The sequence below is a fragment of the Taklimakanibacter deserti genome, from assembly GCA_003574785.1.
This window is the reverse complement of the sequence record QORU01000027.1, coordinates 1-26944: the sequence shown is the minus strand read 5'-3', so window position 1 is coordinate 26944 and position 26944 is coordinate 1. Positions and strand designations below refer to the sequence as shown.

Genomic DNA, 26944 nt, shown 5'->3' with positions numbered 1-26944 from the left:
AAGATATAAAGATTTCTTTATATCTTTATGGACACGCCGGGACCGGCCTGCTATAGGCTCCCGCCAATTCCACCCATCAACTGAAGCAGGGATCTGTCATGGCGAGTTCCAAGGATTTTCATGTTGCCGATATCGGCCTGGCCGACTGGGGCCGCAAAGAGATCGAGATGGCCGAGGTGGAGATGCCGGGCCTGATGGCGATCCGCGAGGAGCTGGGGCCTAAGCAGCCGCTGAAAGGTGCCCGCATCTCGGGCTCGCTTCATATGACCATCCAGACCGCCGTCCTGATCGAGACCCTGGTGGCGCTCGGCGCCGAGGTGCGCTGGGCCTCCTGCAACATCTTCTCGACTCAGGACCATGCCGCCGCCGCCATTGCCAAGCGCGGCATTCCGGTCTTCGCCTTCAAGGGCGAGAGCCTCAAGGAATATTGGGAATTCACCGGCCGCATCTTCGACTGGCCGGGCGAGCCCGCCAATATGATCCTCGATGACGGCGGCGACGCCACGCTCTTCATTCTCCTGGGCGCCAAGGCGGAGAAGGATCCCTCCCTCATCGCCAATCCGACGAATGAGGAAGAGGAATGCCTCTTCGCCGAGATCAAGAAGCGCCTCAAGGCGAGCCCCGGCTGGTTCTCCAAGATCAGGGCCTCGATCAAGGGCGTTTCCGAGGAGACGACGACGGGCGTCCATCGCCTCTATGACCTGCAGAAGAAGGGCGAGCTTCCCTTCCCGGCGATCAACGTCAATGACAGCGTCACCAAGTCGAAATTCGACAACAAATATGGCTGCCGCGAATCGCTCGTCGATGCGATCCGGCGCGGCACCGATGTGATGATGGCGGGCAAGGTCGCCCTCGTCTGCGGCTATGGCGATGTCGGCAAGGGCTCGGCCCAATCGCTGAAAGGGGCAGGCGCGCGCGTCATCGTGACCGAGATCGACCCGATCTGCGCGCTGCAGGCGGCCATGGACGGCTTTTCCGTGATGACCATCGAGGATGCGCTGCCGACCGCCGACATCTTCGTCACCGCCACCGGCAACAAGGACGTCATCACCGTCGATCACATGCGCCAGATGAAGGACATGGCGATCGTCTGCAACATCGGCCACTTCGACAACGAGATCCAGGTTTCCGATCTCCGGAACTTCCAGTGGACCAACATCAAGCCGCAGGTCGACATGATCCATTTCCCCAAGGGGAACCGGATCATCCTCCTGTCGCAGGGTCGCCTGGTCAATCTCGGCAACGCCACCGGCCATCCGAGCTTCGTGATGTCGGCGTCCTTCACCAACCAGACGCTGGCGCAGGTCGAGCTCTACGCCAATGCCGGCAATGGCAAGTACAAGAACGAGGTCTATGTGCTGCCCAAGACGCTGGACGAGAAGGTCGCCCGCCTCCATCTCGCCAAGCTTGGCGTCAAGCTGACCAAGCTCAAGGACGAGCAGGCTTCCTATATCGGCGTCACCAAGGAAGGCCCCTACAAGCCCGACTACTATCGCTACTAGTTTTGAACAGCATACGCCGCAGGATTCCTGCGCCGGGACTTTGCTTGTATATCTTCCCCATGAGCGGACGGCGGGTGATTCGGCCCGCCGGCTGACGCCGTGAGCATGCGTCGCATGAGGATTGGGATCGGGGCGCTCCCGAAAGGATATTCAGGAAGGCAATGCGCAGAGACTGTGCCTCTATATGCACATTTGTCGGCGGCTGGACGACAAGGCTCGGCGCATCTCTTCCCGTCATGGCCTGGGGCGTGGCACCGGCTGCCGCGCAAGGCGACTGGGGCCATGACTTCGCCACGCGTTTTGCCGATGATCCGCTGACCTTTTCCGCCCTTTTTGCGTCCGCCGCCGTTTTCCTGTGGGCGTTCTTCGTCATCCGCAAGCTCATTCGCGAGGAGCAGGCCGCCGAGCGGCGGGCGCGCGAGCTCGAGACCGCGCTCAATGAGAGCGAGGCGATACTGACGGCGGAGCCGGCCGTCCTCATGGTCTGGCATGGCCGTGAGGGCCTGCCCAACCGGATTGCCGGCGACATGCGGGGCGTGGTCAAGGTCCCGGCCGACAAGGACAGGCTTCTCGACTTCCCCTCCTGGCTCGATGCCGAATCGGCGGGGGCACTCAACGACGCGGTCGCCCTCATGCGTGATCAGGGCGCGCCCTTCAATATCGGCATCCGCACGCTCGAAGACGAGCTTCTCGAAGCCGACGGCCGCACCGCCGGCGGCTTCACCACCTTGCGGCTTAGGCCGCTTGCCGGCGAGCGCCGCCAGGTCACCGAGCTCGCCTATGATGCCCGCCGCCTCGGCAAGCAGGTCGAGCGCCTGAGCGCGGTGCTCGACGCCGCACCCTTCCCGATCTGGCTCAAGGACACGAATGGCGAGACGATCTGGGTCAATGACAGCTATATCAAGGCGGTCGAAGCGGCCGATGTCGATGCCGTCATCGCCAACCGGATCGAGATCGTCGACGACTCGAGGATCGAGCCGCCGCAAGGTGGCCAATCGTCGAGCCTCAAGGGCCGCAGCCATGCGGTGATCGGCGGCACCAAATGCGCCCTCGACGTCCATGAGATCAGGCTTGCCGACGGCTTTGCTCGTTTCGCCATCGACGTCACGCCGATCGAGAATGCGCGCAAGGAGCTGAAGCGCCATATCCAGGGCCATGCCTCGACCCTCGACAAGCTCGACACCGCGATCGCGATCTTCGGGCCCGACCAGCGGCTCCTGTTCCATAATTCGGCCTATGCCGAGCTCTGGTCTCTCGATCCGGACTGGCTGGCCCTGGGGCCGAGCGACGGCGAGATCCTCGACCGCTTGCGCGAGCTGCGCCGCCTGCCCGAGCAGGCCAATTACCGCGACTGGAAGGCCAAGCAGCTGCAGGCCTTTACGACGCTCGAGACGCGCGAAAGCTGGTGGTATTTGCCCGACGGGCGCTCCTTGCGCGTGATCTGCGAGTTGCATCCTTTCGGCGGCACCACCTATCTCTATGAGAATGTCACCAAGGAGATCCAGCTCGAGAGCCGCTACAATGAATTGATCGGCGTCCAGCGCGAGACCCTCGACAATCTGCATGAGGCTGTCGCTTTGTTCGGCACCGACGGGCGGCTCAAGCTGCACAATCCGGCCTTTGCCCGCTTCTGGTCGCTCGATCCCGCCTTCCTCGACCGCCAGCCGCATATCGACCCGGTCATCGACCAGTGCCGCAAGCTGCTCGCCGACGACCTCGTCTGGGACGAGCTCAAATACGGCATGACCAGCCTCGACACCGGTCGCAAGCCGCTCAAAGGACGACTCAACCGGCCCGACGGCCTGGCACTCGAATATGCCTTCGTGCCCCTGCCCGACGGCAACGCGCTTCTGACCTATGTAGATGTGACCGACTCGCAGCGCATCGAGAACGCCTTGCGCGAGCGCGCCGAGGCGCTCGAGGCGGCCGACCGCCTGAAGACCGGCTTCATGTCGAACGTCTCCTATGAATTGCGCACGCCGCTCACCAACATACTGGGCTTCGCCGAGAGCCTGTCGCTCGGCATTGCCGGCGACCTCAAGCCCAAGCAGCAGGAATATCTGCGCGACATCCAGGATTCGTCCCAGGATCTTCTCGTCATCATCGACGCCATTCTCGACCTGACGACGATCGATGCCGGCGCCATGGAGCTCAGGCTTTCCGAGATCGATGTCGTCGATATCATGCAGCAGGTGGGCGAGGGCCTTGGCCAATGGATGACCAAGCGCGACCTGACCTTGAACATCGAGGTCGCCGAGGACGCGGCGCGCTTCGTGGGCGATCCCAAGCGGGTGCAGCAGATCCTGCACAATCTCCTGGCCAACGCCATCGGCTTCTCCTCGGAAGGCGGCATCATCCGCATGGGGGCGGCGCATGATGGCGACGACATCCTGCTCTGGGTCGCCGATACCGGCCGCGGCATCGACCCCGAATTCCAGAAGCGGGTCTTCGACCGCTTCCAGTCCAAGCCCATGCCGGGCGGCCATAGGGGCCCCGGCTTGGGGCTTGCCATCGTCAAGAGCTTCGTGGAATTACATGGTGGGCGTGTTTCCTTGCGGTCGCAGGTCAACAAGGGCACGACCGTCATCTGCCGCTTCCCGATGCGTGGCCCCCACGCGCAGGATCGCGGTTCCCACGAGCATAGGCGCGGCACCGTCGCCGCGTGACCGATCCGGACAGCATGGCCTCATTTGCACGACAGCTGAAAGACACCGAAGCAACCGCCGCTCTGGGCGCCGAGCTTGCGCTGATGGCCAGGGCCGGCAGCGTCATCTGCCTGCATGGCGAATTGGGCTCGGGCAAGACCACTTTGGCGCGCAGCTTCATCCAGGCCCTGGCGGGCGAGGAAATCGAGGTGCCCTCGCCGACCTTCACCCTGGTCCAGACCTATGACACGACCCGGGTGCCGGTCGCCCATATCGATCTCTATCGTTTGGGGGCACCGGACGAGCTGGGCGAACTCGGGCTGGACGAGCTTCTCCTGACCCATCAGCTGATCGTGGAATGGCCGGAGCGCTTGAGGGCCGACTTTTCGGCCGACCGGCTCGACATCAAGCTCACGACGGCGGGCAAGGGCCGGAACGCGGAACTCGCAGGCTCCGGCGCCTGGGCGCTGGCGCTGAAGCGGCTCACGGCAATCGCCGATTTCCTGAAGGACACGGCCTGGGCCAAGGCGCGTCGCGTGTTCCTCGAAGGCGATGCCTCTTTCCGGCGCTATGAGCGCCTGGTCATGGGGAAGAAGACGGCGGTGCTGATGGACATGGCCGAGCGCCCTGACGGTCCCATCGTGAAGCACGGCAAGCCCTACAGCGCCATTGCGCATCTGGCTGAGAACATCAAGGCGGTGCTGGCGGTGAACACCTGCCTCGAGGAGCAGGGCTATAGCGCGCCCAAAATATTCGCTGCCCGAGCCAAGACGGGCTTGGCCGTCATCGAGGACCTAGGCTCGGACGTCTATGGCAAGAAGATGCTGCGCGGCGACGACATGACCGAGCCGCTGGAAGAAGCGGTGCGCCTCCTGGCCGACATGGCGGGCAAAGCCTGGCCGCAGAAGGTCGCTATCCCGGACAATGGCTGGCATCATATTTTGGCCTATGACCGCGACGCCATGACCATCGAGGTCGAGCTGGTGCTGGACTGGTTCTGGCCCTTCGCCAAGGCCTCGATCCCTTCCGACAAGGATCGTGCCGAGTTCCTCGCCATCTGGTCCGACCTCTTCCCGCTCGCCGAGCATGATGAGCCGGTGTGGATCCTGCGCGACTACCATTCGCCCAATCTGATGTGGCTGCCGGAACGGCGTGGCCTGAAGCGGGTCGGCATCATCGACACGCAGGACTGTGTCTTGGGCCATCCCGCTTTCGACGTGGCCTCGCTCCTTCAGGATGCGCGCGTCGACGTCGATTTCGCTCTGGCCGACCGGTTGCTCGACAAATATTGCGCGCTGCGAGAGGGCAAGCCCGGCTTCGACGAGGCGGCTTTCCGCTCGGCCTATGCCTTCTTCGGCGCACAGCGGGCGACGAAGATCCTCGGCATCTTCGCCCGTCTCGCCAAGCGCGACGGCAAGCGCGGTTATTTACGCCACATGCCGCGCGTGTCGCGCTATCTCGAGCGCAATCTCGGCCATCCGCGGCTCGGCAACCTGCGCCAATGGTATGACCGCCACTTGCCGCAGTCTTTGAGGGAATCACTGCCGCAATGAGCGATCTCGGAAAGCGAGCCATGATCATGGCGGCGGGCTTCGGCCAGCGCATGCGTCCCTTGACCAACGGCAAGCCCAAGCCGCTCGTGGAAGTGGCGGGAAAGCCGCTCATCGACTATGGCCTTGAGCATCTGAGCGATGCCGGCTGCGACCTCGCCGTGGTCAATGTCCATTATCTCCCCGATCAGATCGAGGCCTGGGCCAGACGGCACTCATCGCCCCGCATCGTCATTTCGGATGAGCGTGGCGAGCTGCTCGATACCGGCGGCGGCATCCTCAAGGCCTTGCCACTCCTGGGGGAAGCACCTTTCTTCGTGGTCAACAGCGATTCGATCTGGATCGACAGCGGTAAGCCGGCGCTCGAACGCCTCATCGCCCGCTGGGATGATCGGCGCATGGACTGCCTGCTTTTGCTCTGTCACCCCGAAAGGACCATCGGCTATGATGGCCGTGGCGATTTCCTGATCGATGCCGAGGGCCGGCTCACCGGCAGGCCCAAGCCGGGCGAGACGGGCCTGGCCTATATCGGCGCCTATCTCGTGCATCCGAGGCTCTTCGCCAATGTTCGCTTGTCGAAATTCTCCATGAACCTTTTGTGGGACAGGGCTATTGCTGAGAGGCGTCTTTACGGGATCGAGCATGAGGGGCAGTGGCTGCATGTCGGCACGCCGGATGCCATCCCCTTGGCCGAGCGCGCCCTCGGCGCGTGATGGGAGCGAGGCGTGAGCCTCCGGCTGTTCACGATCCCCGCCGACGTCGCCTTCCTGCCGGCGCTGACGCGCGCAATTCTCTCAGGCGACATTCCTTCCGCCACAGCGCCGCCGCGCGTGGAAGATCTGCCGCGCTGGACCATCCTTTTGCCGACCAGGCGTGCCGTGCGCAGCCTGCAGCGCAGCTTCCTCGGCGCCGCCGGGCGCGAGGCGATGCTCCTGCCGCGCATCCGGCCCATTGGCGATGTCGATGAGGATCTGCTCGGTCCCGATATCCCGGGCGCCTCGCCGCACGAAGATCATCTGGCGACCGCCATTTCGACACTCGAACGCGAAGCGCTCCTCATCCGGCTGATCGACGAATGGGCCGCGGCGCATCCCGAGGAAAGGCTTGCTTTCGAGATCGCCGGCTCTCCCTCGCAGGCCATTGCGCTGGCGCAGAGTCTCGCCGAGCTACTCGACACCTTCGAAACCGAGGAGGTCGATCTCAATCGTCTGCCGGAGCTGTTCACGGCCGATCTCGCCGAGCACCGCAATTCGATCCTGAGCTTTCTCGCGATCATTCGCGAGAAGCTGCCGGTCGAGCTCTTCATGCTGGGCCGCCTCGGGCCCATGGAGAGACGCAGCCGCCTGCTCAGGCTCGAAGCACGCCGCCTCGCTGAAACGAAGCCTGAGACACCCATCATCGCCGCGGGCTCGACAGGCTCCATACCGGCGGCGGCCGAGCTTCTGAAGACGATCGCCTCTCTTCCCCAAGGCGCGGTCGTCCTGCCGGGCCTCGACCAGACGATGAGCGAGGAGAGCTGGCGCCATGTCGGTCCCCAACATCCGCAATTCGGCCTGAAGCGCCTTCTCGACGGCTGGCATGTGAAGCGCGACGAGGTGGAAATGCTGCCGGGCGTCGAAGGCCTCAGGCGCAACGCGGCGCGCATGTGGCTCGCCTCCGAGATCATGCGCCCGACGCCCACGGCTTCGACCTGGCGCGATACTTTGAACTCGGGCCGTGCGCACATCGTGCGCGGCATGGAGAAAGTCAGCCTGGTCGAGGCGCGCGACCACCATCAGGAGGCCCAGGTCATCGCCCTGGCGATGCGCGAGGCCCTGGAGGATCCGAAGAAGACCGCGGCTCTGGTGACACCCGACCGCGATCTGGCCCGGCGCGTGATCAGCGCCCTCAAGCGCTGGGGGATCGAGATCGACGATTCGGCCGGTGAGCCGCTCATCCGCCGGCCGCTGGGCTCTTTGGTCGCCGCCCTGATCGACTACACGCTCACCGATTTTGCCATTCACGAATTCGCCAAGCTGCTGCATCACCCGCTGGCGCATTTCGGCTGGCTGCCTGAGAAAGCGCAGAAGGCGCAAGCCATAATCGACCTGGCCTTGTTGCGCGACGGCCGCGACCGTCTCGAACCCGTAGCGATTGCCGAAGCGCTGGAGCGCGCGCGCCAGGAGGCACGGACGAATCACCATGCCCATCTGGCCCTGAAGCGGCTCGGTGACGATGATTGGGCATTGGCGAAGGACTATGCGCTGAGAATCGCCGGGGCTCTTGGCGCCCTGGCGCAAGACAGGGCGGCGTCGGCGCCGCTCAACCGGCATATCGGCCTGCTCATGGCGGCATTGGCGGCGACCGTCGATGACATGGCCGACCCGCACGCGGCCGAAGCGCTGGACAAGCTCGTCCTATCGATGGGGGATGCGGAACACTTCCTGCCCGATTGCGACCGGCAGCGCGCCTTGATGTTCCTCACGAGCTGGCTGCGCCGTCTGCCGGTGCGCCTGCCGCTGCATCATCCTCGCCTCACCATCCTGGGTTTGCTCGAAGCGCGCCTGATCAATCCCGATCTCGTGATCATGGGCGGGCTCACGGAGGGAAGCTGGCCGGCCCAGCCCGATCCCGGACCGTGGATCAACCGGCCGATGCGCGCGATGCTTGAGCTGATGCAGCCCGAGCGCAGCATCGGCCTTACCGCCCATGATTTTGCGCAAGGCTTTGGCGCCAAGGAGCTGGTCCTCACCTGGTCCAAGCGCGTCAAGGAGCAGCCGGCCGTCGCCTCGCGCTGGGTATTGCGGCTCGAAATGATCCTTGCGGCGACCAGCGTCCCTTATGAGGCGGGCATGCAATGGCTCGCCTGGGCAAAAAGCTTCGACGATGCCAAGGGCGATCGCCGCGTCGCAATGCCGAGGCCCAAGCCGCCTGTCGCGGCCAGGCCGAGGAGCCTGTCGATCACCCAGGTCGAGAAGCTGATGCGCGATCCTTACCGCATCTATGCCGAGAAGGTGCTCAAGCTTCAGCCCCTGTCGCCCATAGGTGCTGCGGCCGATTTCGGCCTCCGGGGCAATCTCGTCCACAAGGCGTTCAATCTCTTCGCCATGGCTTATCCGGTCGAATTACCCGACGACGCCGAGATGCAGCTGCGCAAGATCGGGCGGGAGGTTTTCGAGCCGTACTTCGCCGATGCCGATGTATCGGGCTTCTGGTGGCCGCGTTTCGAGCGCATCGTGCCCTGGTTCATCGGCGAGGAACGACAGTTGCGCGAAGGCATCGTTCGCACTTATGCCGAGGTCGCGGCCGCCTATCGCTTCGACGGCTTCACCTTGACGGGCCGCGCCGACCGCATCGACATCCTCAACTCCGGCAAGGCCCGGCTCATCGATTACAAGACGGGCCGCATACCGACGAGTCCGCAGGTGAAGTCGGGATTGGCGCCGCAGCTCACCCTCGAAGCCGCCATGCTTTCCGAAGGCGGCTTTGAAGCGGTTTCGCCCATCGAAACGAGCGAGCTTCTCTATATCAAGCTGTCGGGCGGCGAACCGCCGGGGCTGCTGGCGCCGGTCACCGAGATCGAGGTCATGGCGAAGGCCCATGAGCATCTCGAAAAGTTCAAGGCGCTGATGCGGGCCTATGATGATGTGACGCATGGCTATATTCCGCGCGCGGCGATGGAGAAGGAGCAGGATACATCGCCCTTCGACCATCTCTCGCGCTGGCGTGAATGGTCGATTGCCGAGGAGGAGACATGAATCTCCGCCTGAATGTCGCGAGCGATGAACAGCGTCTCGCCTCCAATCCGTTGCGGTCAGTGTGGGTCGCGGCCAATGCCGGCTCTGGCAAGACGCATGTTCTGATCGACCGTGTCATCCGGCTGATGCTTTCAGGCACGGCGCCCGACAAGATCCTGTGCATCACCTTCACCAAGGCGGCGGCGGCCGAGATGGCGAGCCGGCTCCACGGGCGGCTCAGTGACTGGGTGACGCTCGCGGATGCGGAACTTGCCCGCCATATCGGCGCCATGGGTCATCAAGAGGTGACGGCCGATACGCTGAAGCGGGCGCGTGAGCTCTTCACCCTGGCGCTCGAGACGCCGGGCGGCTTGAAGATCCAGACCATTCACGCCTTCTGCGAAAGGCTGCTGCAGCTCTTCCCGGTCGAGGCGGGCGTTGTGCCGGGCTTCGAGGTAATGGATGAGCGAAGCTCGGCCGAGCTTCTCGACCAGGCCCGCCGCAGCATCATCGCGGCGGCCGAGACGGGGGGCGATCCGGCGCTCCGGCGCATCGTGGCGCGTGCCCAGGCCGATGCTTTCGATGAATTGCTGCGCACGATCCTTGTCAAGCGCTCCGATCTTTCCGTCGATCTGGGTTACCTTCGCCGGCAACTGGGCCTGAGACCGAATGATACGGCAGCAACAGCCGAGGCCGAGTTCTTTGCCATCGATCCTGTCCTTTATGACCGCATGATCGTCACGCTCGAGGCCTCGTCCGGGGCTGCCGATCAGAAATCGGCCCGCGCCTTGCGCCGCATCAAGGCCTTTGATCTTGACGCCTTCGAGGATCTGTTCCTCACCAAAGGCCGCAAGCCCAAGGCTCCGAGCTCGATCGCGAGCAAGAAGCTGCGAACCGCAGCACCCTGGCTTGCGGAAGCCATCGACGCGGAAATGGCTCGCGTGCTTGCCCTTTTCAGCAAGCGTTCAGCACTCGTCATGATGGAGGCGACGGAAGCGCTGGTCGATGTCGCCGCCCGCATCATCGCCGAATATGAAAGGCTCAAGCGCCTCTATGGCCGCTATGATTTCGAGGACCTCATCTTGCGCACGAGGCGCCTCTTGGTCGAGCAGGTTTCTTCGGCCTGGGTTCTCTACAAGCTCGATGGCGGCATCGACCACATCCTCGTCGATGAGGCCCAGGATACGAGCCCGGCGCAATGGCAGATCGTGAAGGTGCTGGCAGAGGAGTTCTTCGCGGGAAAAGGTGCGCGCAGCGGCGTGATGCGCACGCTTTTCGTTGTCGGCGATCGAAAGCAGTCGATCTTCTCTTTTCAAGGCGCCGATCCGGCGGCTTTCGAGGAAGCCCATCTCTATTTCAAGGCCCGCATCAGTGAGGACGAAGGAGGTTTGGGCAATGTGGCGTTGAATGTTTCCTATCGTTCGACGGCAACGGTGCTCAAAGCAGTCGATGACGTTTTTGAGAATGAGATAGCGCGACGCGGTCTGGTTGTGAAAAATGAGACGGACATCGTGCATGAGGCAGTGCGAAGGGGCTATGCCGGTCGTGTGGAACTATGGCCGGTCATGCTCAAGGACGAGAAGCCTGAGCATGATCCCTGGCTCGTGCCGGTCGATCGCATCGACCGCAACCACCCGGCGCGCAAGTTGGCGCATCGCATCGCTGAAACCATCGCCGGCTGGCTGAGGGAGAAAAGGCAGATCACGGCTCTGGGCCGGCCGGTGCGGCCCAGCGACATCCTGATCCTGGTCAGAAGCCGCAATGATTTCTTCACCAGCATGCTGCGCGAGCTCAACCGCTTGCGGGTGCCGGTGGCGGGCGCCGACCGGGTGACGCTCAATGAGCACATCGCCATCCAGGATCTCCTGGCGCTCGGCCAGTTCATCGTGCTGCCTGAGGACGATCACGCGCTCGCCTGCCTGCTCAAATCACCCTTGATCCGGCATCCGGAGGACCGCGCCTTCAACGATGACGATCTCTTCGCGCTGGCTGAGAGCCGCGGGCGGCAAAGCCTGTGGCGAAGGCTCGAGGACAGCGCGGCGCTGCGGCCGGTCTGCGCCAGGTTGCGCAGATGGATGGCGATCAGCGCCCAAGAATCGCCTTTCGGCTTCTACGCCCGTGTGCTCGGTGAGGACATGCCGAGCGTGAGGCAGAATATCCTGTCGCGCCTCGGTCCCGAGGCGGTCGATCTCATCGATGCCTTCCTCAATCTGGCACTCGACTATGAGCAGCGCGAGACGCCGAGCCTGCAGGGATTCCTGCACTGGTTTACCTCGGCCGACACCGAGATCCGTCGCGATATGGATCAGGCAAGCGACGTGGTGCGGATCATGACCGTGCATGGTGCCAAGGGGCTCGAGGCGCCGATCGTCTTCCTGCCCGACACCTGTTCCATGCCCGATGATCGCAATGAAGTGCAGCCTTTGATGATTCCAGCCCCGGAAGGCAAGGTCGTCCCCTTCTGGCGCTTCGGCGGCGGCGTCGAGGCGCCGGGCGTCACGGCTTTGCGCAATCTCTTGCGCGAACAGCGCATGGACGAATATCGCCGCCAGCTCTATGTGGCGCTGACCCGGGCGCGCGACGAGCTTTATATTTGCGGCTACACGACCGACGAGGCGCCGAAGTCCCAGAGCTGGTATGCGCTGGTCGAGGCGAGCGTCGAGGGACCGCGCGACGCGCAAGGCCTGTTGCGCATCGAAGGCGTGCAGACGGCGCCTCTCGAGGCAGCATCCGAGAGCCTTGCCGGATCGGCAAGCACTGAGAGTGTGCCGGCCTGGATCACGGAAAGGCCACCGCGGGAATTGACGGGCGGCGACTGGGTCAATCCCTCGCGGCTCTTGCGCAAGAAGGTCTCAGGGTCGGCCGCCGCCTTGGAGCAGGGAAGGGCGCTGCATCGGCTCTTCCAGCTCTTGCCCGACATGCCGAGCGGCGGGCGACGCCAGGCGGCGCTGCAGCTTCTCGAAAGGCGCAAGATCACCGGCAGCAAGGCCAGGACTCTCGCCGACCGTGTGATCTCCATCATCGAGCATCAGGACTATGCCGCCTATTTCGGCGAAAGCGGCCTGGCGGAAATTCCCCTGGTCGCCGATCTGGGCGAGAAGGGCGTGCTGGCGGGCCAGGTCGACCGTATCGTCGTGACCGGGACCGAGGTCCTGATCCTCGACTACAAGAGCGACCGCGCACCGCCCAAGGACTTGCGCGGTGTCCCGCCTGCCTATGTCGCCCAACTCGCCGCCTATCGCTCGGCCCTTGCCCGGATGTTCCCTGAGAAAACCGTGACGGCAGCGCTTCTGTGGACCGAGATCCCGCAGCTGATGGTCATCCCGCCCGAACTGCTCGCGTGATCGGCGCAAGTAATTGAAAACATGGCGATCGCATTGCCGGCGGTTAGCGGATACAGGGAAGGTACAGGGAAAATTCGCAAAGAGGGTTTTCCCGATCCTGTCGAGAATAAAAAATATAAGTGATAACAAAGGCATGGATAAAATCGGCCGAGATCCCCAGCAGGGAAATCGGAGGTCGCGAAAGTGCCGATCCGGCATCATCGCAACGCTTGGCGCTCATGCCAGCCATGTGACTGGACCGGCCTTGACCCTGAAGGGCCCGGTCCCTACCTTTCGATCAACCGATTCCTATTTCCCCACGAGGTTTCCATGGCAACGCAACCGGTCTCCGATTCTTCCTTCGACGCCGATGTCCTCAAAGCGGATGGTCCGGTGGTAGTCGATTTCTGGGCCGAATGGTGCGGGCCGTGCAAGATGATCGCCCCGGCGCTGGAAGAGATCGCCAAGGAGCTCGGGCCTAAGGTCAAGGTCGTCAAGATCAATATCGACGACAATCCGAAGACGCCGTCGCAATATGGCGTGCGTGGCATTCCCACCCTCATGCTGTTCAAAGGCGGCAAGGTCGCCTCGACCAAGGTCGGTGCGGCGCCCAAGGGCCAGCTCCAGTCCTGGATCGAGCAGTCGATCGCCTGAACCGCAAAAATCGAGACTGTCAAAGGCCGTCCCGGCAAGCATCGGGGCGGCCTTTTCTTTGCTAAAAAATTTCGGGGGCGATGTCGATTGGCAGAGGCGTCTTTCGTCGTGGTGTCGACGCTGGCATAAGCCGGCGCAGCAACGAGGAGAGATATCGATGTTCCGTAGCGTCCTGACGGCCCTGGTTCTGCTGCTTATGGCAGGCCCGGCCTTTTCCCAGTCCGAACCCAAAGGCGACCGGGTCGAAGTCAACGGCATGACGATGTATTATGAGGTTTCGGGCGAGGGCGATCCGCTGATCGTCCTGCATGGCGCCTATATGAATATCCCGACAATGGGCGCCATCATTCCGAAGCTGGCCGAGACGCACAAGGTCTATGCGCTCGAGTTTCAGGGCCATGGCCGCACCACCGACATCGACCGGCCGATCACCTATCCCAATCTGGCGGATGATGTCGCCGCCTTCATGGATAAGGTGGGCATCAAGAAGGCCGATGTTTTCGGCTACTCGATGGGCGCCGGTGCCGGCCTGCAGCTCGCCATCCGCCATCCGGAAAAGGTGAACAAGCTCGTCGCGGCCTCCGTCGCCTATGATGCCGAGGGCTGGCAGCCGGAGTTCAGGGCCTTCATTCCGCAGATGACGGTCGAGATGATTGTCGGCATGCCTTTCGCAGCCGACTATCGCAAACTCGCCGCCAATCCCGACGGCTTCCCGGCCCTGGTCAAGAAGCTGATCGCGCTCGAGCGCGAGCCGATGGCCTGGAAGGCGGATGTCAAGACGCTGAAGGCCCCGGTGCTGATCATTGCCGGCGACGCCGATGTGGTGACGCTCGAACATGCGGTTGCGCTGTTTCGGCTGCTGGGGGGCGGTGCCATGGGCGACATGGGCAAGCCCCTGGCCGCTTCGCGACTCGCCGTGCTGCCGGCGACGTCCCATACCGCCGTCATCGGCCAAGCCGATCTGCTCCATGCCGTCATCGAGCCCTTCCTGAAGGGTGAAAGGCCGAAAGGGATGTTCGAATAACGACCATGCGCATCAGATATTGAGCGCCGTTTCGATGTGAAGCTTTCACTTTGGCGCGATGCTCAAACTTGTTTTAGGAAGATGCGCGATCCGTTTGGTGCCACGCCGCGTCTCTTCGATGCCAATGCTCAGATCCAGGAAGATCGGAGAATTTGCGGCAAAACGAATTCCGTGACTTCGTAATGGAGCGAGGATTGCGCAATAGCTCAAGAGCCCGCAAAATCAAACCGCTTGGCACCTGCCTCTGATAAATGGAGCAACCTTGATCAATGCGCCAGCGACAGGGATTGCCCGCTGGCGATGAGCATGTCGCGCAAACTGGCGATACGTTCGGGCGGCGTGTTGACCAGCACGACGAAGCACAAGGTCGCGGTCACGCGGCCGGCCTGGTCCCTGATCGGCGCGGCGATGCAATGGGTGTAGGGATCGATGAGGCCTGATGTGATGCAGGAGCCTTCCCGACGCGCGGTTGCAACAGCTGCGAGGAATTCCTCGATCGTCATGGCCGCACTGCGCGGCGGATGCAAGTCGCCCGGCGCTATCATCGCGCGGATATCCGCGTCGGAGAAATCGGCGAGCAGCAGCCGGCCTGAGGCTGTCCAGGGCAGGGGTATAGGCACGCCGACTTCCGAGCTGACGCGGAACGGCCGCTGCCCCGAGCTCATATGGGCGACGGTATAATGGCCTTCATGCAGCACGCAGAATTGCGTTGTCTCGCCGGTTTCGCGCGCCAGCCTGTCGACCTCGGCGCGGGCGCGCTCGAAGAGATCATGGGCACGCAGATAATCCATCCCATAGAAATAGATGCTCTTGCCGAAGAAGACCTCGCCATTCGGACCGATATTTTCGAGCAGCGACGCATCGATCAGGCTCTTGACCAGCGAATAGACGGTCGAGCGGGGTGCTGAGAGGGCGCGCGCAAGGTCGCCGACGCGCACCGGCCGGCCGACACGATGCAGATGCGCGAGAAGAGCAATCACCCGGTCGAGGCCGCGCTCCCGGTTCGAGCCGCCGCTCCCGGCTTTCTGACTGGACGGGGGAGTCTGGTCCAAAACGCGTTCCTCTTCGCAACTTGGCCTTGTCTGAGGCAGGTTCTGTGATAGCATGTACAGAATACAAGATAGATGTCCAGTATATTGGACAAGCTGGTTGCTGAACCGTTCCGGCATCGGGTTCGGTGACCGAAACAATAAGGTGCCAAGGAGGGAAGCGATGGACCAGGATCTCGAACGCCGTGATTTCTTGAAACTCGGCTCCGTGGGGCTCGCCATGGCAGGCGCCGCAGCGCTTGCGACGACGGCTCTCAAGCCCGAACAGGCCTATGCGCAGGCAGCGTCGACCAGTCTGCTGCGCACGGTACTGGAGCGCGGCAAACTCATCGTCGGTACCGGCAGTACCAATGCGCCATGGCATTTCGAGAACGACAAGGGCGAGCTCGTCGGCATGGACATCACCATGGCGAAGATTCTCGCCAAGGGACTGTTCGATGACGAGACCAAGGTCGAGTTCGTGGATGAGGCTCCGGACCAGCGCATTCCCAACATCACCACCGGCAAGGTCGACATCGTCATCCAGTTCATGACGATCTCGGCGGCGCGCGCCCAGCTCATCAACTTCTCCCGGCCCTATTATGTCGAGGGCATTGCTCTCCTCACCCGTCCCGATGCGCCGAACAAGACTTTCGATGCGCTGCTCAAGGGCGGCAAGGACACCAAGGTCTCGATCCTGCAGAATGTCGATGGCGAAAAGAACGTGCATGCGGTGCTTCCCGAGGCCCAGGTGCTGCAGGTCGATACCCAGGCCAATGTAATCCAGGCGCTCGAATCGAAGCGGGCCGATGCGGCGGCGGTCGATCTCTCGACGGTGCGCTGGATGGTCGCCAGGACTCCCGACCGTTATGCCGACAGCGGCAAGAGCTGGCAGAACCAGCTTTACGGCGCCGGCGTGAAGCAGGGCGATCTCGATTGGCTGACCTTCGTCAACACCTGCTTCAGCGTGGCGATGCACGGCAATGACAGCGCCATCTACGACCAGGCCTTCAAGGAATATTTCGGCATCGACCTGGCGGCGCGGGCGACGGGCTTCCCGTCCATCTGAGACTGAAGGCCAGGCCGCTGGTGATGGGCTATGACCTCAATTTCACGCTGATCTGGCGGCATTTCGACAAGCTGTGGTCGGGGCTGATCCTCAGCCTCGAGCTCGCGATATTGTCGATCGGCATCGGCTGCGTCATCGGGCTCGCTCTTGCCGTCATCTATGTGTCGGGGGGACGTGTCGCACGCGCGATCATCGCGGCCTATGTCGAGGTGATCCGCAACGTCCCCCTCATCCTGCTGGTCTATCTCGTCTTCTACGGCCTGCCGACGGTCGTCGACTTCGCCTACAGCAACACGACGTCGTTCGTCGTGACCTTGTCGGCCTATGCCGGCGCCTATCTCGTCGAAGTCTTCCGGGCCGGCCTCGATGCCGTGCCGCGCGGCCTCATCGATGCCGGCAAGGCGATCGGGCTCACGCCGCTCCAGCGTCTCATCCATGTCCGCCTGCCGACGATGCTGCGCATCGCCCTGCCGGCCCTGTCCAACACTTTCGTGTCCCTGTTCAAGGACACATCCGTCGCTTCCGTGATCGCCGTGCCCGAGCTCACCTACGGCGCGCAGTGGATCAACTTCAACACTTTCCGCATCATGGAAGTCTATCTGGTCGTCACCGGGCTCTATCTCGTCACCGGCTACGCCATCCTGATCGGCTTGCGCATGCTCGAGCGCCGCTACGCGATCGGCCGCTGACATGCTCGACCAGATCGCCTACGCCATTCCCTTCCTGCTGCCGGGGCTTCTCGTCACCATCGAAGTGTCGCTCATCACAGTGGCGGTCTCGACCGTGATCGGCATCGTGCTGGGCGTGGGCCTCGTTTATGGTCCGCTCCCCGTGCGCTGGGCGGTGCGCGGCTTCAGCGACATCATTCGCGGCATCCCGATCCTGGTGCTGTTGTTTTTCGTCTATTACGGCCTGCCGCTGACCGGGCTCAATCTCAATTCTTTCGCGGCGGCGGTGCTCGGGCTCACTGTTTTCAAGATCGCCCAGGTTGTCGAATATGTGCGCGGCGCCATCGAGTCGGTGCCGCGCGGGCAAATGGACGCCGCCAAGGCCATCGGCCTGCCGTTCCATGAGCGGCTGATCTACGTGGTCGCACCGCAAGCCATGCGACGGTTCCTGCCGCCCTGGCTCAACGGCGTCACCGACGCGGTGAAGGGCTCGGCACTCATCTCGCTGCTGGGCGTCGGCGATCTCCTATACGGCATCCAGAAGGTGGTGGGCCGGACTTATGATCCCTTGGTTCTCTATTGCTTCGGCGCGCTGCTCTATTTCGTGATGAACTACGCTCTGTCGATCGGAAGCCGCGCGCTCGAGCGCCGCTTCAGCTACATCCGGGAATAGAGGAGCTCATGGCTGCGACCTCATCCGCCACAACGCCGCTCTTGCGCATCCGGGGCGTGCAGAAATCCTTTGGATCGACTCACGTATTGCGCGGCATCGATCTCGACGTCGCCAAGGGCGAAGTGATTTCGATCATCGGGCCCTCGGGCGGCGGCAAGACCACCTTGCTGCGCTGTGTCAACTTCCTCGAGACTTACGATGGGGGATCCATCGCCATCGACGGCGTCGAGGTGGGCTATCGCGACGGCGAGGCGCGCAAGCGCCGCCCGGAGCGTGATCTCGCCCGCATGCGCGCCGAAACCGGTATGGTGTTCCAGCTCTTCAACCTGTTCCCGCATCTGACGGCGGCGCAGAACATCACGCTCGGCCTGACGAAAGTGCGGGGGCTCGGCCGCGCCGAGGCCGAGGACAAGGCCCTGCATTGGCTCACCCGCGTGGGGCTTGCCGACAAGGCCAACCGCCTGCCGTCCGAGCTTTCCGGTGGCCAGCAGCAGCGTGTCGGCATTGCGCGCGCCGTCGCGATGGAGCCCAAGATCCTCCTGCTCGACGAGATCACCTCTGCGCTCGATCCCGAGCTCATCGGTGAGGTGCTCGATGTCGTCCTGTCGCTGGCGGCGGAGGGCATGACCATGCTCACCGTGACGCATGAGATCGGCTTTGCCCGCGATGCATCCCAGCGCATCGTCTTCATGGCCGATGGCGCCATCAGCGCCGAGGGGCCTCCCGCCGACATCTTTTCGTCCAACCAGCCGAACGAGCGATTGCGCAGCTTCCTCGCAAGATTCAGCGCCGCCCACCGTCTTTGAGATGAAACAGCGATGAACGCGAATTCCCCTTACGATCGGCTCAAGGCTTTCGGCTTGCCGTTGCTCACGCCTGCAGTGCCGATCGGGACCTATGTTCCCTTCAAGCTCTCCGGCAATATGCTCTATCTTTCAGGCCAGGGTCCCCGGCAGGCGGATGGCCGGCTCATGACCGGCAAGGTCGGGCGCGACCTCGGTGTCGCCGAGGCCTATGAACATGCGCGGCTCACCGGCCTCAATCTTCTCGGCGTCGCCCACAAGGCGCTGGGCGATCTCGGCCGCGTGGCGCAGGTCGTCAAGCTCTTCGGCATGGTCAATGCCACGCCGGACTTCCATGATCATCCCGCGGTGATCAATGGCTGCTCGGATCTGTTTGCGAAAGTATTCGGTGTGCCCGGCCAACATGCCCGCTCGGCGGTCGGCATGGGATCGTTGCCGGGCAATATCTCGGTCGAGATCGAAGCGATATTCGAAGTCATAAAGGAAGGCCCATGAACGACAAGGTGAAAGACCACGACATTCGTGCAAAGCTCGGCTTGCGGCCCATCATCAATGTCTCAGGCACCATGACGGCGCTCGGTGCCTCGATCATCGTGCCGGAAGCGATCAACGCCATGGCGGCGATCGCGCCGCAATTCGTCGAGATCGACGCGCTGCATCGCAAGGCAAGCCCGGTCATCGCGCGGCTGACAGGCGGCGAAGCCGGCTTCGTCACTGCCTCCTGCGCCAGCGGCATCGCGCTCGCGATCGCCGGCGCCATGACGCGCGACGATTTGCTGGCGATCGAACGCCTGCCGGACGATACGAGGGGTCTCAAGACCGAAGTGCCCATCCAGATCGGGCATATCGTCAATTATGGCGCGCCGGTCGATCAGTCGATTCGCCTCGCGGGCGGCACAGTGGTGCCGGTCGGCACCATCAGCAGCAGCTATGGCTATCAACTCGAGAATGCGATCAACGAGCGTACCGCGGCAGCACTCTATGTGGTGTCGCATCACACCGTGCAATATGGCATGATTCCGCTCAAAGAGTTCGCGGCGATCTGCCGGGCCAAGAACGTTCCGGTCATTGTCGATGCCGCTTCCGAATATGATCTGAAGGGCTTTCTGGCGCAGGGCGCCGATATCGTCATCTATTCCGGCCACAAGTTTCTCGGCGGACCGACGACCGGCATCGTCGCCGGGCGCAAGGATCTCGTGCGTGCCGCCTATCTGCAGAATCGCGGCGTCGGCCGCGGCATGAAGGTGGGCAAGGAAAGCATTGCCGGGGTGATGGCGGCGCTCGAAGCCTGGGAGAAGCGCGACCATGCGGGGATCCGCAAGCGTGAGCGCCAGGCTCTGGACCTCTGGCTCAGCACCCTGCAAGCCATTCCGGGCGTCGTGGCCGAGATCGTTCCCGATCCGACCAATAACCCGCTCGACCGGCTCAAGCTTTCGGTCCATCCCGATAGCGGCTTTTCGGCGGCAAGCCTTGCCGCGGCGCTTGCGACCGGTGATCCCCCCGTCATCGTGCGCGACCATGAGACGGAACGCGGCCATTTCTATCTCGATCCGTGCAATCTGCATCCGGGCGAGGCCGAGATCGTCGCCGGGCGGCTTTCGGGCACGCTGCGCTCGTCCAATGCCGCGCGCTTCGCCGAAGCCGGCAAGGAACGCAACTTCAAGGCACTGCTTACCTGGCCGGATTGAAGCGTCGGTCGCAGCTTCAGCGTCCGGGCGCGTCGGCGGGCCGCTGCATGTAGTCCTCGGCGGCGAAGGGGCCGCCCTGATATTTCACCGCCGGCGCGGCTAAATCGCGCTTGTCGCCGTCAGGCAGCAATTTGGCGGCGAAGGTCTCGGCATTGTCTTGAGGCCGGTAGGCCACATGCGGCGCGTCGGCGTTGCTCCACCAGCTGCGGTCGTTGTTCGAGACGCCGTAGAGAATGGTGCAGCCGAGCTTCGGCGCAGCAAAGCAGGCGTCGATCAGGCGCAGGAGATCCTCATAGCTCTGCCAGGTCGACAGATGGCGCGGATCTATGGGATCGGGCCGCGCCGTGCCGATGCGCAGGCAAGCGAAGTCCATGCCATATTTGTCGGCGAAGAAGCTGGCCAGGTCCTCGCCGAAGGCCTTGGAAACGCCATAGAGGGAATCCGGGCGCTGCGGGACATTGGCATCGAGCCGGTCGTCCTTCGTGTAGAAGCCGATGGCATGGTTGGAGCTCGCATAGACGATGGGACCGGCGCCATGGCGCCGCGCCGCTTCGAAGACATTGTAGGTGCCGGCGATATTGGCCTTGAGGATGCGATCGAAGCTCGTTTCGAAGGAAATGCCGCCGAAATGGATGATCCGTCCCGCTCCTTTCACCAGCCGGTCGACCGCGTCGAAATCGGCGAGCTCGGCCACGACGATCTCCTCGCCGGCAAGGGGAGGCGCCGGATCGGCCACGTCGGACGATCTGAGCGCGCCATATTTCTCGATCAGGCGCGGCCTGAGCCAGCGGCCGAGGATGCCGGCGGCGCCGGTGAGCAGGAGCGGGCGGTTATCGGTCATGGCGAAGAAGAATCCCTCAAGGTGGTGGGCGTGCTTGTGCAACTTGTCAGTCGAGTTTATATGTCGCCGCCCATTGTTCAAGGATATGACGTGTCGCAGGAGCAGGCATGATCGTCGATTCGCATGTGCATGTCTGGTCCGCCGATCGCGAGGCCTATCCCTTCCGACCAATTCTCGCCCATGTGCCGGCGCCGACCAAACCCGCGCCGATCGAGCGATTGATTGCCGATATGGACCGGGCCCGGGTCGACAAGGCGATCCTGGTGCAGCCGAGCGCCTATGGTCCGGACCACCGCTATCTCAAAGGTTGCCTCGAGGCCTGGCCCGGCCGCTTCGCCGGCATCTGCCAGATCGATCTGCGCGCCGCCGTGCCGCGCGCCGACTTCGAGCGCCTTTGCGCCGACGGCCTCTATCGGGGCCTGCGCCTCAACACCATCCGCCAAGGCGACATGAGCGCGCTGACGGGCGCGCAATATGAGAGCCTCTTCGCGGCAATAGCCGATTCGGGCCTCTCTTTATCCTTCCACATGGATATCGATCAGGCGCCGGTCGTTGCCCGCCTCGCCGCACGCCATGGGACATTGCCCGTCATCGTCGATTATCTCGGACCGCACATCCATGCGCGGCGGGATGTGGAGCCCTGTCTCGATCTCCTGGCAAGCGAGCCCAATATTCATTGCAAGCTCCTGTGCACCGCCGAGGACGCGGCGAGCCCCTATCCCTTCCCCGATATCGCCGTGTTCTATCGCAAGATCCTCGACCGGTTCGGTCCGTCGCGCACACTGTTCGGATCGGATTATCCGGGCGCCGCCCGCATCTGCGATTATAAGAAACTCATCGCCTGGGGCGAGACTTTCCCGGGACTCGGCGCGGCGGACAGGGCGCAGGTGATGGGCGGGACGGCGCGGCGGCTGTTCGGCCTGACTTAGTCAAAAGACGTAAGACAAGTTTATGTCTTTGGTTGACTCAGCGGCGCGAGGCGGGTAGGAATGGCCTCTCTTCCGCAACCCTCATTCCCATCGACAAGGACAGACCAGTGCACAGTGACCCGGGAAAATCGGTCGTGGCGGTACCGCCGCTTGCCCGGAATGGCGACCTTACTCTCAACCGCGCGGCCAATGCCGCCTTGATCCGTCATCTGGAACGGGGCGGCGTCTCGACCTTGATGTATGGCGGCAACGCCAATTTCTACCACCTGGCGCCGAGCGACTATGCCGAGGTGCTGGACATGCTGCTCGAGCTTGCCTCGCCCGCGACGTGGGTCATCCCGTCGGCGGGTCCGGATTTCGGCAAGCTCAAGGACCAGGCCAAGGTGTTGCGAACCAAGCCGTTTCCGACGGCGATGGTGCTGCCCGCAAGCGGCATGGCGACCGATCAAGGCACGGCCGACGGGATCGGCCGCTTTGCCGACAGCTTCGGCCGTCCGGTCATTATCTATCTCAAATCCGAGACCTATCTGTCGGTGTCATCCGTCACCCGCCTCATCGACCGCGGCATCGTCTCGGCGATCAAATACGCTGTCGTGCGCGACGATCCGCGCCAGGACGCCTATCTTTCCGAGCTGGTCCGGCACGTGGACAAAGCGCGCATCATCAGCGGCATCGGCGAGCGGCCCGCCATCGCTCATTGGCGCCATTTCGGCCTCAGGGCCTTCACCTCGGGCTCGGTATCGATCGCGCCCAGGCTGTCGACGGCGCTGCTCGATGCGCTGAAGAGCGGAGCCTTCGACGAGGCGGAGAGCCTGCGAGAGGCATTTCTGCCTTTCGAGAATGCCCGCGACGAGATCAACCCGACGCGCGTGCTGCATGACGGGGTGAGCTTCGCCGGCATTGCCGATATGGGGCCGATCCTGCCGCTTCTGTCGAATCTGAGCGACGGCGAAGGCTTGCGGGTGGCGCCGCTCGCGCGAGAGCTCCATGCGCGGGATCTGGCCCGCGCCAAGGCGGCGGCCTGAACCCCGATCAGGGTTCTATGCTGTCGCTCAGCACGCGCAGGCGGGCATTGTCGATATGGGTGCGCATGGCCTTGCGCGCCTCTTCCGGCTCCTCTGCCGTGATCGCGTCGAGGATGCGGCTGTGCTCTTGCTGCACGAGCTGCAGGCGGCGCGTGCTCTGCCGGAGCGACAAGGTGCGCGCCAGCTCCATGCCGCGCAGCGTGTGCTCCGAAAGGATTTCCATGGTCTGGACAAAGAGCTGGTTCTGGGCGGCGGCGCCGATCGCCACATGAAAGGCCTGGTCGGCCTCGCTGCCGATCTCGCCCGTGGCGATGATCTTCTCGAGATCGTCGAAGGCCCGCTTCATCCGCTCGAGATCGGCGTCGGTGCGCCGCGTCGCCGCCAGGAACGCGGCCTCGCCCTCGAGCGCGATGCGGAATTCCATGCAGCGCATGAGCCCGGCGATGTCGTCGATCGGCGCCAAGAGCGCGAAAGCCTGGTTCGGCCGGCGCTGCACGAAGGTGCCGGAGCCGTGCCGAGAGATGACCACGCGATCGGCCTGGAGCCGCGACAATGCTTCGCGCACCACCGGCCGCGACACATCGTAGATCTCGCAAAGCTGGCTTTCCGAGGGCAGCTTCTCGCCTTCCGGCATGGCGCCCGAGACGATGCGGTCGAGGATCTTGCCATAGAGCTGGTCGGCGAGGCGCGACGGCCGGCTCGCCGACTGCACCTGCCATTCAGCCTTCTGCCGCACCGTTTTTGCGCCGGTTTTGCGAGTCAAGCCTGCTCTCCCTTTCTGCATGCGCAACCTTTGATTTGCAGCATCATCCGATCTTGCGCAAGCCCTCAACTGCCGTCTTGCCGAAAGATGTCTGATAAGTTTACAATTCGCTGGCTGTAGCGCAAGGCCGGGCTCCGGCTAAGGGTCCGGCGGGCGGCAGCCAGACATTTCCTGACGGGGATTTTCAAGATCATGAGTGTGACTTTCCAGGACCGCCTTTCAGCCTTGGGCGCCGAATTGCCGCCCGTCCCCAAAGCGGGCTCGAGCTTCTTCATGCAGGCCCAGACCGTGGGCAATCTGGTCTTCATGTCGGGGCAGATCCCGCGCCGCGGCGACGACATCCAGTTCAAGGGACGCGTCGGCGACACGCTTTCGCTGGAGGAGGGCTACAAGGCGGCGCGGCTCTGCGCGCTCAACCTGATCGTCCAGCTGAACGAAGCCCTTGGCGGGCGCATCGACCGGGTCAAACGGTTCCTCAAGCTGACGGTGTTCGTCAATTCCGCCCCATCCTTCACCGATCCCTCGAGCGTTGCCAACGGCGCCTCCGAGCTTCTGGTGGAGGTTTTCGGCGAGGCCGGCCGGCATGCCCGCAGCGCCATTGGCGTCGCGACATTGCCGCGCGGCGTCAGCGTCGAGGTCGAAGCCATCATCGAGATCGCGCCATGAGCACGGCATCGCTGGAGAAACCTTCCGCTTCCGCCGGTGCGGCGCCGCGCCGCCGCGACCCGCGCTATGATCCGCTGTTCGAGCCGATCCGCATCGGGCCCAAGACGATGAAGAACCGGTTCTACCAGGTTCCGCAATGCACCGGCGCCGGCCATCCGCGGCCCGGATCCAATGCCGGTCACCGGGCGGTGAAGGCGGAAGGGGGATGGGGCGGCCTTTCGACCGAATCTTGCTCGATCCATCCCGAGGTCAATCAGTCGACCTCGACCAACACGACCCTGTGGGACGAAGGCGATGTGATCAATCACCGTCACATGGTGGACGAGGTCCACAAATGGGGTGCGCTCGCCGGCGTCGAATTGGGCGCGGGCGGCGTCAAGGACAATCTGTGGAGTCGCTATATAGCGCCGGCCATCGACCGCTTCCCTTCGGCCGGCACGCCCAAGGTCTATACCTATGCCGCGACCGAGGAGGATATAGGACGCGTCATGCAGATGTATGAGGATGCCGCGCGCCGCGCCAAGGATGCGGGCTTCGACATTCTCTATATCCACGGCGCCGCCGGCGTCTTTCCGGTGCACGCTTTGTCGCGCCACTTCAACCGTCGCACGGACAAATACGGCGGCTCGTTCGAGAACCGCGCGCGCTTCTGGGTCGAGGCGCTGGAGCGGCTCAAGAAGGTCGCGGGCGATGAATGCGCCGTCGCCACCCGCATTTCGATCGACGACCTGGCCGGGCCCTGGGGGCTCGAGCTCCGCGACGAAGGCTTGGCCTTCGTCGAATACATCACCAGGCTCGGTCTCGTCGACATGTGGGATGTCATCATCGGCGGCTCGGGCAACGACATGTGGGGCGAGGATTCGGGCCCCTCGCGCTTCTACAAGTCGAACCACCAGGCGCCATGGAATGCGGAAGTGAAGCGCATCGCCAAGGTGCCGGTGGTGGGTGTAGGGCGCTTCACCGAGCCCGACGAGATGGTGCGGGTGATTCGCTCAGGGCAACTCGACATCATCGGCGCGGCGCGCCCGTCGATCGCCGATCCCTGGCTGCCGCGCAAGATCGATGAAGGGCGCGTCGAGGATATTTGCGAATGCATCGGCTGCAATGCCTGCGTGTCGCGCTTCAATCTCAATAACATGATCATCTGCACGCAAAATCCCACGGCGCTCGAAGAATATCGCCGCGGCTGGCATCCGGAGCGCTTCGAGCCTGCGCCCGATCCTGAGATGGTACTGGTGGTCGGCGCGGGCCCTTCAGGGCTCGAATGCGCTCGCGTACTCGGCAAGCGCGGCTACGAGGTGCATCTCGTCGAAGCCAAGGAGCAGCTCGGCGGCCACTTGCGTGATGTTGTCCGCCTGCCGGGCCTCGCCGAATGGGGACGGGTCTATGATTACCGCGAAAGCCAGATCGCGCGCATGCCCAATGTGACCATCATGCGCGGCACCGGCCTCGTCACCGCCGAGGATATTCTGAGCTATGGCGCCCGCCGCGTCGTGCTGGCCACGGGTGCGCGCTGGGTCGGCAACGGTCTGGGCGCCAGCGGACCGGATGCGATACCGGGCATCGACTCGGGCCTCGATCATTTCGTGACGCCCGAGCAGTTCTTCGCCGGTAAGGCGATTGGCAATCGCGTCGTGGTGCTCGATTCGGACGGCTACTTCATGGCCATCAGCATCGCCGAAGTGCTGGCCGACCAGGGCAAGGAGGTGACGCTGGTCACCCATCTCGACACGGTGGCGCCGATGGCGGGCCTGACGCTCGAAGGCTACAATCTGCGCCGCATGATGCGCGAGAAGGGCATCGGCGAGCGGCTCGCTCATTGGGTCGAGCGCGTGGAGAAGGGTACCCAAGGCGTCGAGGTGGCGCTCTATGATCTCTATCGCGACGGCTCACGCCGCACCACGGAGCCTCAGACCGGCGTCTATCCGCGCCGCCTCGGCAATGCGCTCGACATTCTTCGCTGTGACAGCGTCATTCTGTGCACCGCGCGCGAAGCTAAGACGGAACTCTATGACGGTCTCATGGCGCTGAAGCCGCGCTGGCAGGAAACCCAGCTCGAGACGATCGTTCGCTCAGGCGATTGCCTGGCGCCACGCTATCTGGCCGACGCGATCTTCGACGGCCACCGCATCGCGCGCGAATTCGAGAGCGTCAATCCGGAGCGCCCGCGCGCCATCATCCGTGAGCGTCAGATCTGGGGACACGAGACCTTCCCGAAGCTCGGCGATTATGTGGTTTAGGAGTCCACAGGTTTTCCCCTTCTCCCGCGCGGCACGCGTGGGAGAAGATTCAATGGGGCGGACGACGAGGGTAAGATGCCCATCGTTGTCCACACATCTGATGGAGCGTGACCCCCATGCAAAGTGATATGAGCAAA

General features: G+C 63.4%; 21 protein-coding genes. 18 read left to right on the top strand and 3 right to left on the bottom strand.

Annotation, left to right across the window (positions count from 1 at the left end):
* Window positions 1-98: 98 nt before the first annotated feature.
* The 8 genes from ahcY (at window position 99) to DS839_RS34595 (ending at window position 14414) form a co-directional block, all read left to right on the top strand.
* Window positions 99-1502, top strand: coding sequence for an adenosylhomocysteinase (ahcY, locus tag DS839_RS34630; protein WP_119275125.1), 1404 nt, complete (start codon window positions 99-101; stop codon window positions 1500-1502).
* A 161-nt stretch (window positions 1503-1663) separates the two neighbouring features.
* Window positions 1664-4168 carry a sensor histidine kinase gene (locus tag DS839_RS34625; protein ID WP_119275124.1) on the top strand — a complete coding sequence of 835 codons (2505 nt, stop codon included), beginning with the start codon at window positions 1664-1666 and terminating at the stop codon, window positions 4166-4168.
* A 14-nt stretch (window positions 4169-4182) separates the two neighbouring features.
* Window positions 4183-5700, top strand: a complete 1518-nt coding sequence (gene tsaE / locus DS839_RS34620; protein WP_162919002.1) for a tRNA (adenosine(37)-N6)-threonylcarbamoyltransferase complex ATPase subunit type 1 TsaE — start codon at window positions 4183-4185, stop codon at window positions 5698-5700.
* Window positions 5697-6410, top strand: a complete 714-nt coding sequence (locus tag DS839_RS34615; protein WP_119275122.1) for a nucleotidyltransferase family protein — start codon at window positions 5697-5699, stop codon at window positions 6408-6410. The genes tsaE and DS839_RS34615 overlap by 4 nt, the downstream gene beginning before the upstream one ends.
* 12 nt (window positions 6411-6422) lie before the next feature.
* Window positions 6423-9434, top strand: coding sequence for a double-strand break repair protein AddB (gene addB / locus DS839_RS34610; RefSeq protein WP_119275121.1), 3012 nt, complete (start codon window positions 6423-6425; stop codon window positions 9432-9434).
* The gene (gene addA / locus DS839_RS34605) at window positions 9431-12757 is read left to right on the top strand and encodes a double-strand break repair helicase AddA (protein ID WP_162919001.1); all 3327 of its coding nucleotides are present in this window, start codon (window positions 9431-9433) and stop codon (window positions 12755-12757) included. The genes addB and addA overlap by 4 nt, the downstream gene beginning before the upstream one ends.
* 309 nt (window positions 12758-13066) lie before the next feature.
* Window positions 13067-13390, top strand: a complete 324-nt coding sequence (trxA, locus tag DS839_RS34600; protein WP_119275119.1) for a thioredoxin TrxA — start codon at window positions 13067-13069, stop codon at window positions 13388-13390.
* Between the two features lie 157 nt (window positions 13391-13547).
* A complete protein-coding gene (locus DS839_RS34595) occupies window positions 13548-14414 on the top strand; it encodes an alpha/beta fold hydrolase (RefSeq protein ID WP_119275118.1) in 867 nt (288 codons plus the stop codon).
* Between the two features lie 266 nt (window positions 14415-14680).
* Here DS839_RS34595 and DS839_RS34590 read toward each other — a convergent pair whose 3' ends face one another.
* Window positions 14681-15466 (bottom strand): IclR family transcriptional regulator, encoded by a 786-nt coding sequence (locus tag DS839_RS34590; RefSeq protein WP_368912091.1) that lies wholly within the window; start codon window positions 15464-15466, stop codon window positions 14681-14683.
* Between the two features lie 160 nt (window positions 15467-15626).
* Between DS839_RS34590 and DS839_RS34585 the strand changes: the two genes are divergently transcribed.
* The 6 genes from DS839_RS34585 to DS839_RS34560 are packed head-to-tail and all read left to right on the top strand — an operon-like array spanning window position 15627 to window position 20343.
* A complete protein-coding gene (locus tag DS839_RS34585) occupies window positions 15627-16511 on the top strand; it encodes a transporter substrate-binding domain-containing protein (protein WP_119275116.1) in 885 nt (294 codons plus the stop codon).
* A 23-nt stretch (window positions 16512-16534) separates the two neighbouring features.
* Complete coding sequence (locus tag DS839_RS34580; RefSeq protein WP_119275115.1) at window positions 16535-17200, top strand: amino acid ABC transporter permease; 666 nt, start codon at window positions 16535-16537, stop codon at window positions 17198-17200.
* Between the two features lies 1 nt (window position 17201).
* The gene (locus DS839_RS34575) at window positions 17202-17852 is read left to right on the top strand and encodes an amino acid ABC transporter permease (protein WP_119275114.1); all 651 of its coding nucleotides are present in this window, start codon (window positions 17202-17204) and stop codon (window positions 17850-17852) included.
* Window positions 17853-17860: 8 nt separating this feature from the next.
* Complete coding sequence (locus tag DS839_RS34570) at window positions 17861-18658, top strand: amino acid ABC transporter ATP-binding protein (protein WP_119275113.1); 798 nt, start codon at window positions 17861-17863, stop codon at window positions 18656-18658.
* A gap of 12 nt (window positions 18659-18670) precedes the next feature.
* Window positions 18671-19150 carry a RidA family protein gene (locus DS839_RS34565; protein WP_119275112.1) on the top strand — a complete coding sequence of 160 codons (480 nt, stop codon included), beginning with the start codon at window positions 18671-18673 and terminating at the stop codon, window positions 19148-19150.
* Window positions 19147-20343: an aminotransferase class V-fold PLP-dependent enzyme gene (locus tag DS839_RS34560; protein ID WP_119275111.1), complete on the top strand. Its 1197-nt coding sequence runs from the start codon at window positions 19147-19149 to the stop codon at window positions 20341-20343. The genes DS839_RS34565 and DS839_RS34560 overlap by 4 nt, the downstream gene beginning before the upstream one ends.
* Window positions 20344-20359: 16 nt before the next feature.
* Here the strand turns inward: DS839_RS34560 and DS839_RS34555 are convergent, their stop codons facing one another.
* Window positions 20360-21184 carry an NAD-dependent epimerase/dehydratase family protein gene (locus DS839_RS34555; protein WP_119275110.1) on the bottom strand — a complete coding sequence of 275 codons (825 nt, stop codon included), beginning with the start codon at window positions 21182-21184 and terminating at the stop codon, window positions 20360-20362.
* Between the two features lie 107 nt (window positions 21185-21291).
* Between DS839_RS34555 and DS839_RS34550 the strand changes: the two genes are divergently transcribed.
* Both DS839_RS34550 and DS839_RS34545 read left to right on the top strand, forming a co-directional pair.
* On the top strand, window positions 21292-22113 hold the full coding sequence (locus tag DS839_RS34550) for an amidohydrolase family protein (protein WP_119275109.1): 822 nt from the start codon (window positions 21292-21294) through the stop codon (window positions 22111-22113).
* A gap of 107 nt (window positions 22114-22220) precedes the next feature.
* Window positions 22221-23138: a dihydrodipicolinate synthase family protein gene (locus tag DS839_RS34545; protein WP_368912090.1), complete on the top strand. Its 918-nt coding sequence runs from the start codon at window positions 22221-22223 to the stop codon at window positions 23136-23138.
* 7 nt (window positions 23139-23145) lie between these two features.
* Here the strand turns inward: DS839_RS34545 and DS839_RS34540 are convergent, their stop codons facing one another.
* Window positions 23146-23901 (bottom strand): FadR/GntR family transcriptional regulator, encoded by a 756-nt coding sequence (locus DS839_RS34540; RefSeq protein ID WP_368912089.1) that lies wholly within the window; start codon window positions 23899-23901, stop codon window positions 23146-23148.
* Between the two features lie 192 nt (window positions 23902-24093).
* On the opposite strand from DS839_RS34540, the gene DS839_RS34535 reads away from it, so the two are divergent.
* Both DS839_RS34535 and DS839_RS34530 read left to right on the top strand, forming a co-directional pair.
* The gene (locus DS839_RS34535; RefSeq protein ID WP_119275107.1) at window positions 24094-24567 is read left to right on the top strand and encodes a RidA family protein; all 474 of its coding nucleotides are present in this window, start codon (window positions 24094-24096) and stop codon (window positions 24565-24567) included.
* A complete protein-coding gene (locus tag DS839_RS34530) occupies window positions 24564-26807 on the top strand; it encodes an oxidoreductase (protein WP_119275106.1) in 2244 nt (747 codons plus the stop codon). The genes DS839_RS34535 and DS839_RS34530 overlap by 4 nt, the downstream gene beginning before the upstream one ends.
* The last annotated feature ends 137 nt before the right edge of the window (window positions 26808-26944 follow it).

Excerpts from the sequence above, each read along its gene's own strand:
- DS839_RS34580 (WP_119275115.1), top strand. The coding sequence starts at position 16,535 with ATGGGCTATGACCTCAATTTCACGCTGATCTGGCGGCATTTCGACAAG.
- tsaE (WP_162919002.1), top strand. The coding sequence starts at position 4,183 with ATGGCCTCATTTGCACGACAGCTGAAAGACACCGAAGCAACCGCCGCT.
- DS839_RS34530 (WP_119275106.1), top strand. The coding sequence starts at position 24,564 with ATGAGCACGGCATCGCTGGAGAAACCTTCCGCTTCCGCCGGTGCGGCG.
- DS839_RS34555 (WP_119275110.1), bottom strand. The coding sequence starts at position 21,184 with ATGACCGATAACCGCCCGCTCCTGCTCACCGGCGCCGCCGGCATCCTC.
- DS839_RS34575 (WP_119275114.1), top strand. The coding sequence starts at position 17,202 with ATGCTCGACCAGATCGCCTACGCCATTCCCTTCCTGCTGCCGGGGCTT.
- DS839_RS34570 (WP_119275113.1), top strand. The coding sequence starts at position 17,861 with ATGGCTGCGACCTCATCCGCCACAACGCCGCTCTTGCGCATCCGGGGC.
- DS839_RS34625 (WP_119275124.1), top strand. The coding sequence starts at position 1,664 with ATGCGCAGAGACTGTGCCTCTATATGCACATTTGTCGGCGGCTGGACG.
- addA (WP_162919001.1), top strand. The coding sequence starts at position 9,431 with ATGAATCTCCGCCTGAATGTCGCGAGCGATGAACAGCGTCTCGCCTCC.
- DS839_RS34565 (WP_119275112.1), top strand. The coding sequence starts at position 18,671 with ATGAACGCGAATTCCCCTTACGATCGGCTCAAGGCTTTCGGCTTGCCG.
- DS839_RS34615 (WP_119275122.1), top strand. The coding sequence starts at position 5,697 with ATGAGCGATCTCGGAAAGCGAGCCATGATCATGGCGGCGGGCTTCGGC.
- ahcY (WP_119275125.1), top strand. The coding sequence starts at position 99 with ATGGCGAGTTCCAAGGATTTTCATGTTGCCGATATCGGCCTGGCCGAC.
- DS839_RS34550 (WP_119275109.1), top strand. The coding sequence starts at position 21,292 with ATGATCGTCGATTCGCATGTGCATGTCTGGTCCGCCGATCGCGAGGCC.
- DS839_RS34595 (WP_119275118.1), top strand. The coding sequence starts at position 13,548 with ATGTTCCGTAGCGTCCTGACGGCCCTGGTTCTGCTGCTTATGGCAGGC.
- DS839_RS34560 (WP_119275111.1), top strand. The coding sequence starts at position 19,147 with ATGAACGACAAGGTGAAAGACCACGACATTCGTGCAAAGCTCGGCTTG.
- DS839_RS34585 (WP_119275116.1), top strand. The coding sequence starts at position 15,627 with ATGGACCAGGATCTCGAACGCCGTGATTTCTTGAAACTCGGCTCCGTG.
- DS839_RS34535 (WP_119275107.1), top strand. The coding sequence starts at position 24,094 with ATGAGTGTGACTTTCCAGGACCGCCTTTCAGCCTTGGGCGCCGAATTG.
- trxA (WP_119275119.1), top strand. The coding sequence starts at position 13,067 with ATGGCAACGCAACCGGTCTCCGATTCTTCCTTCGACGCCGATGTCCTC.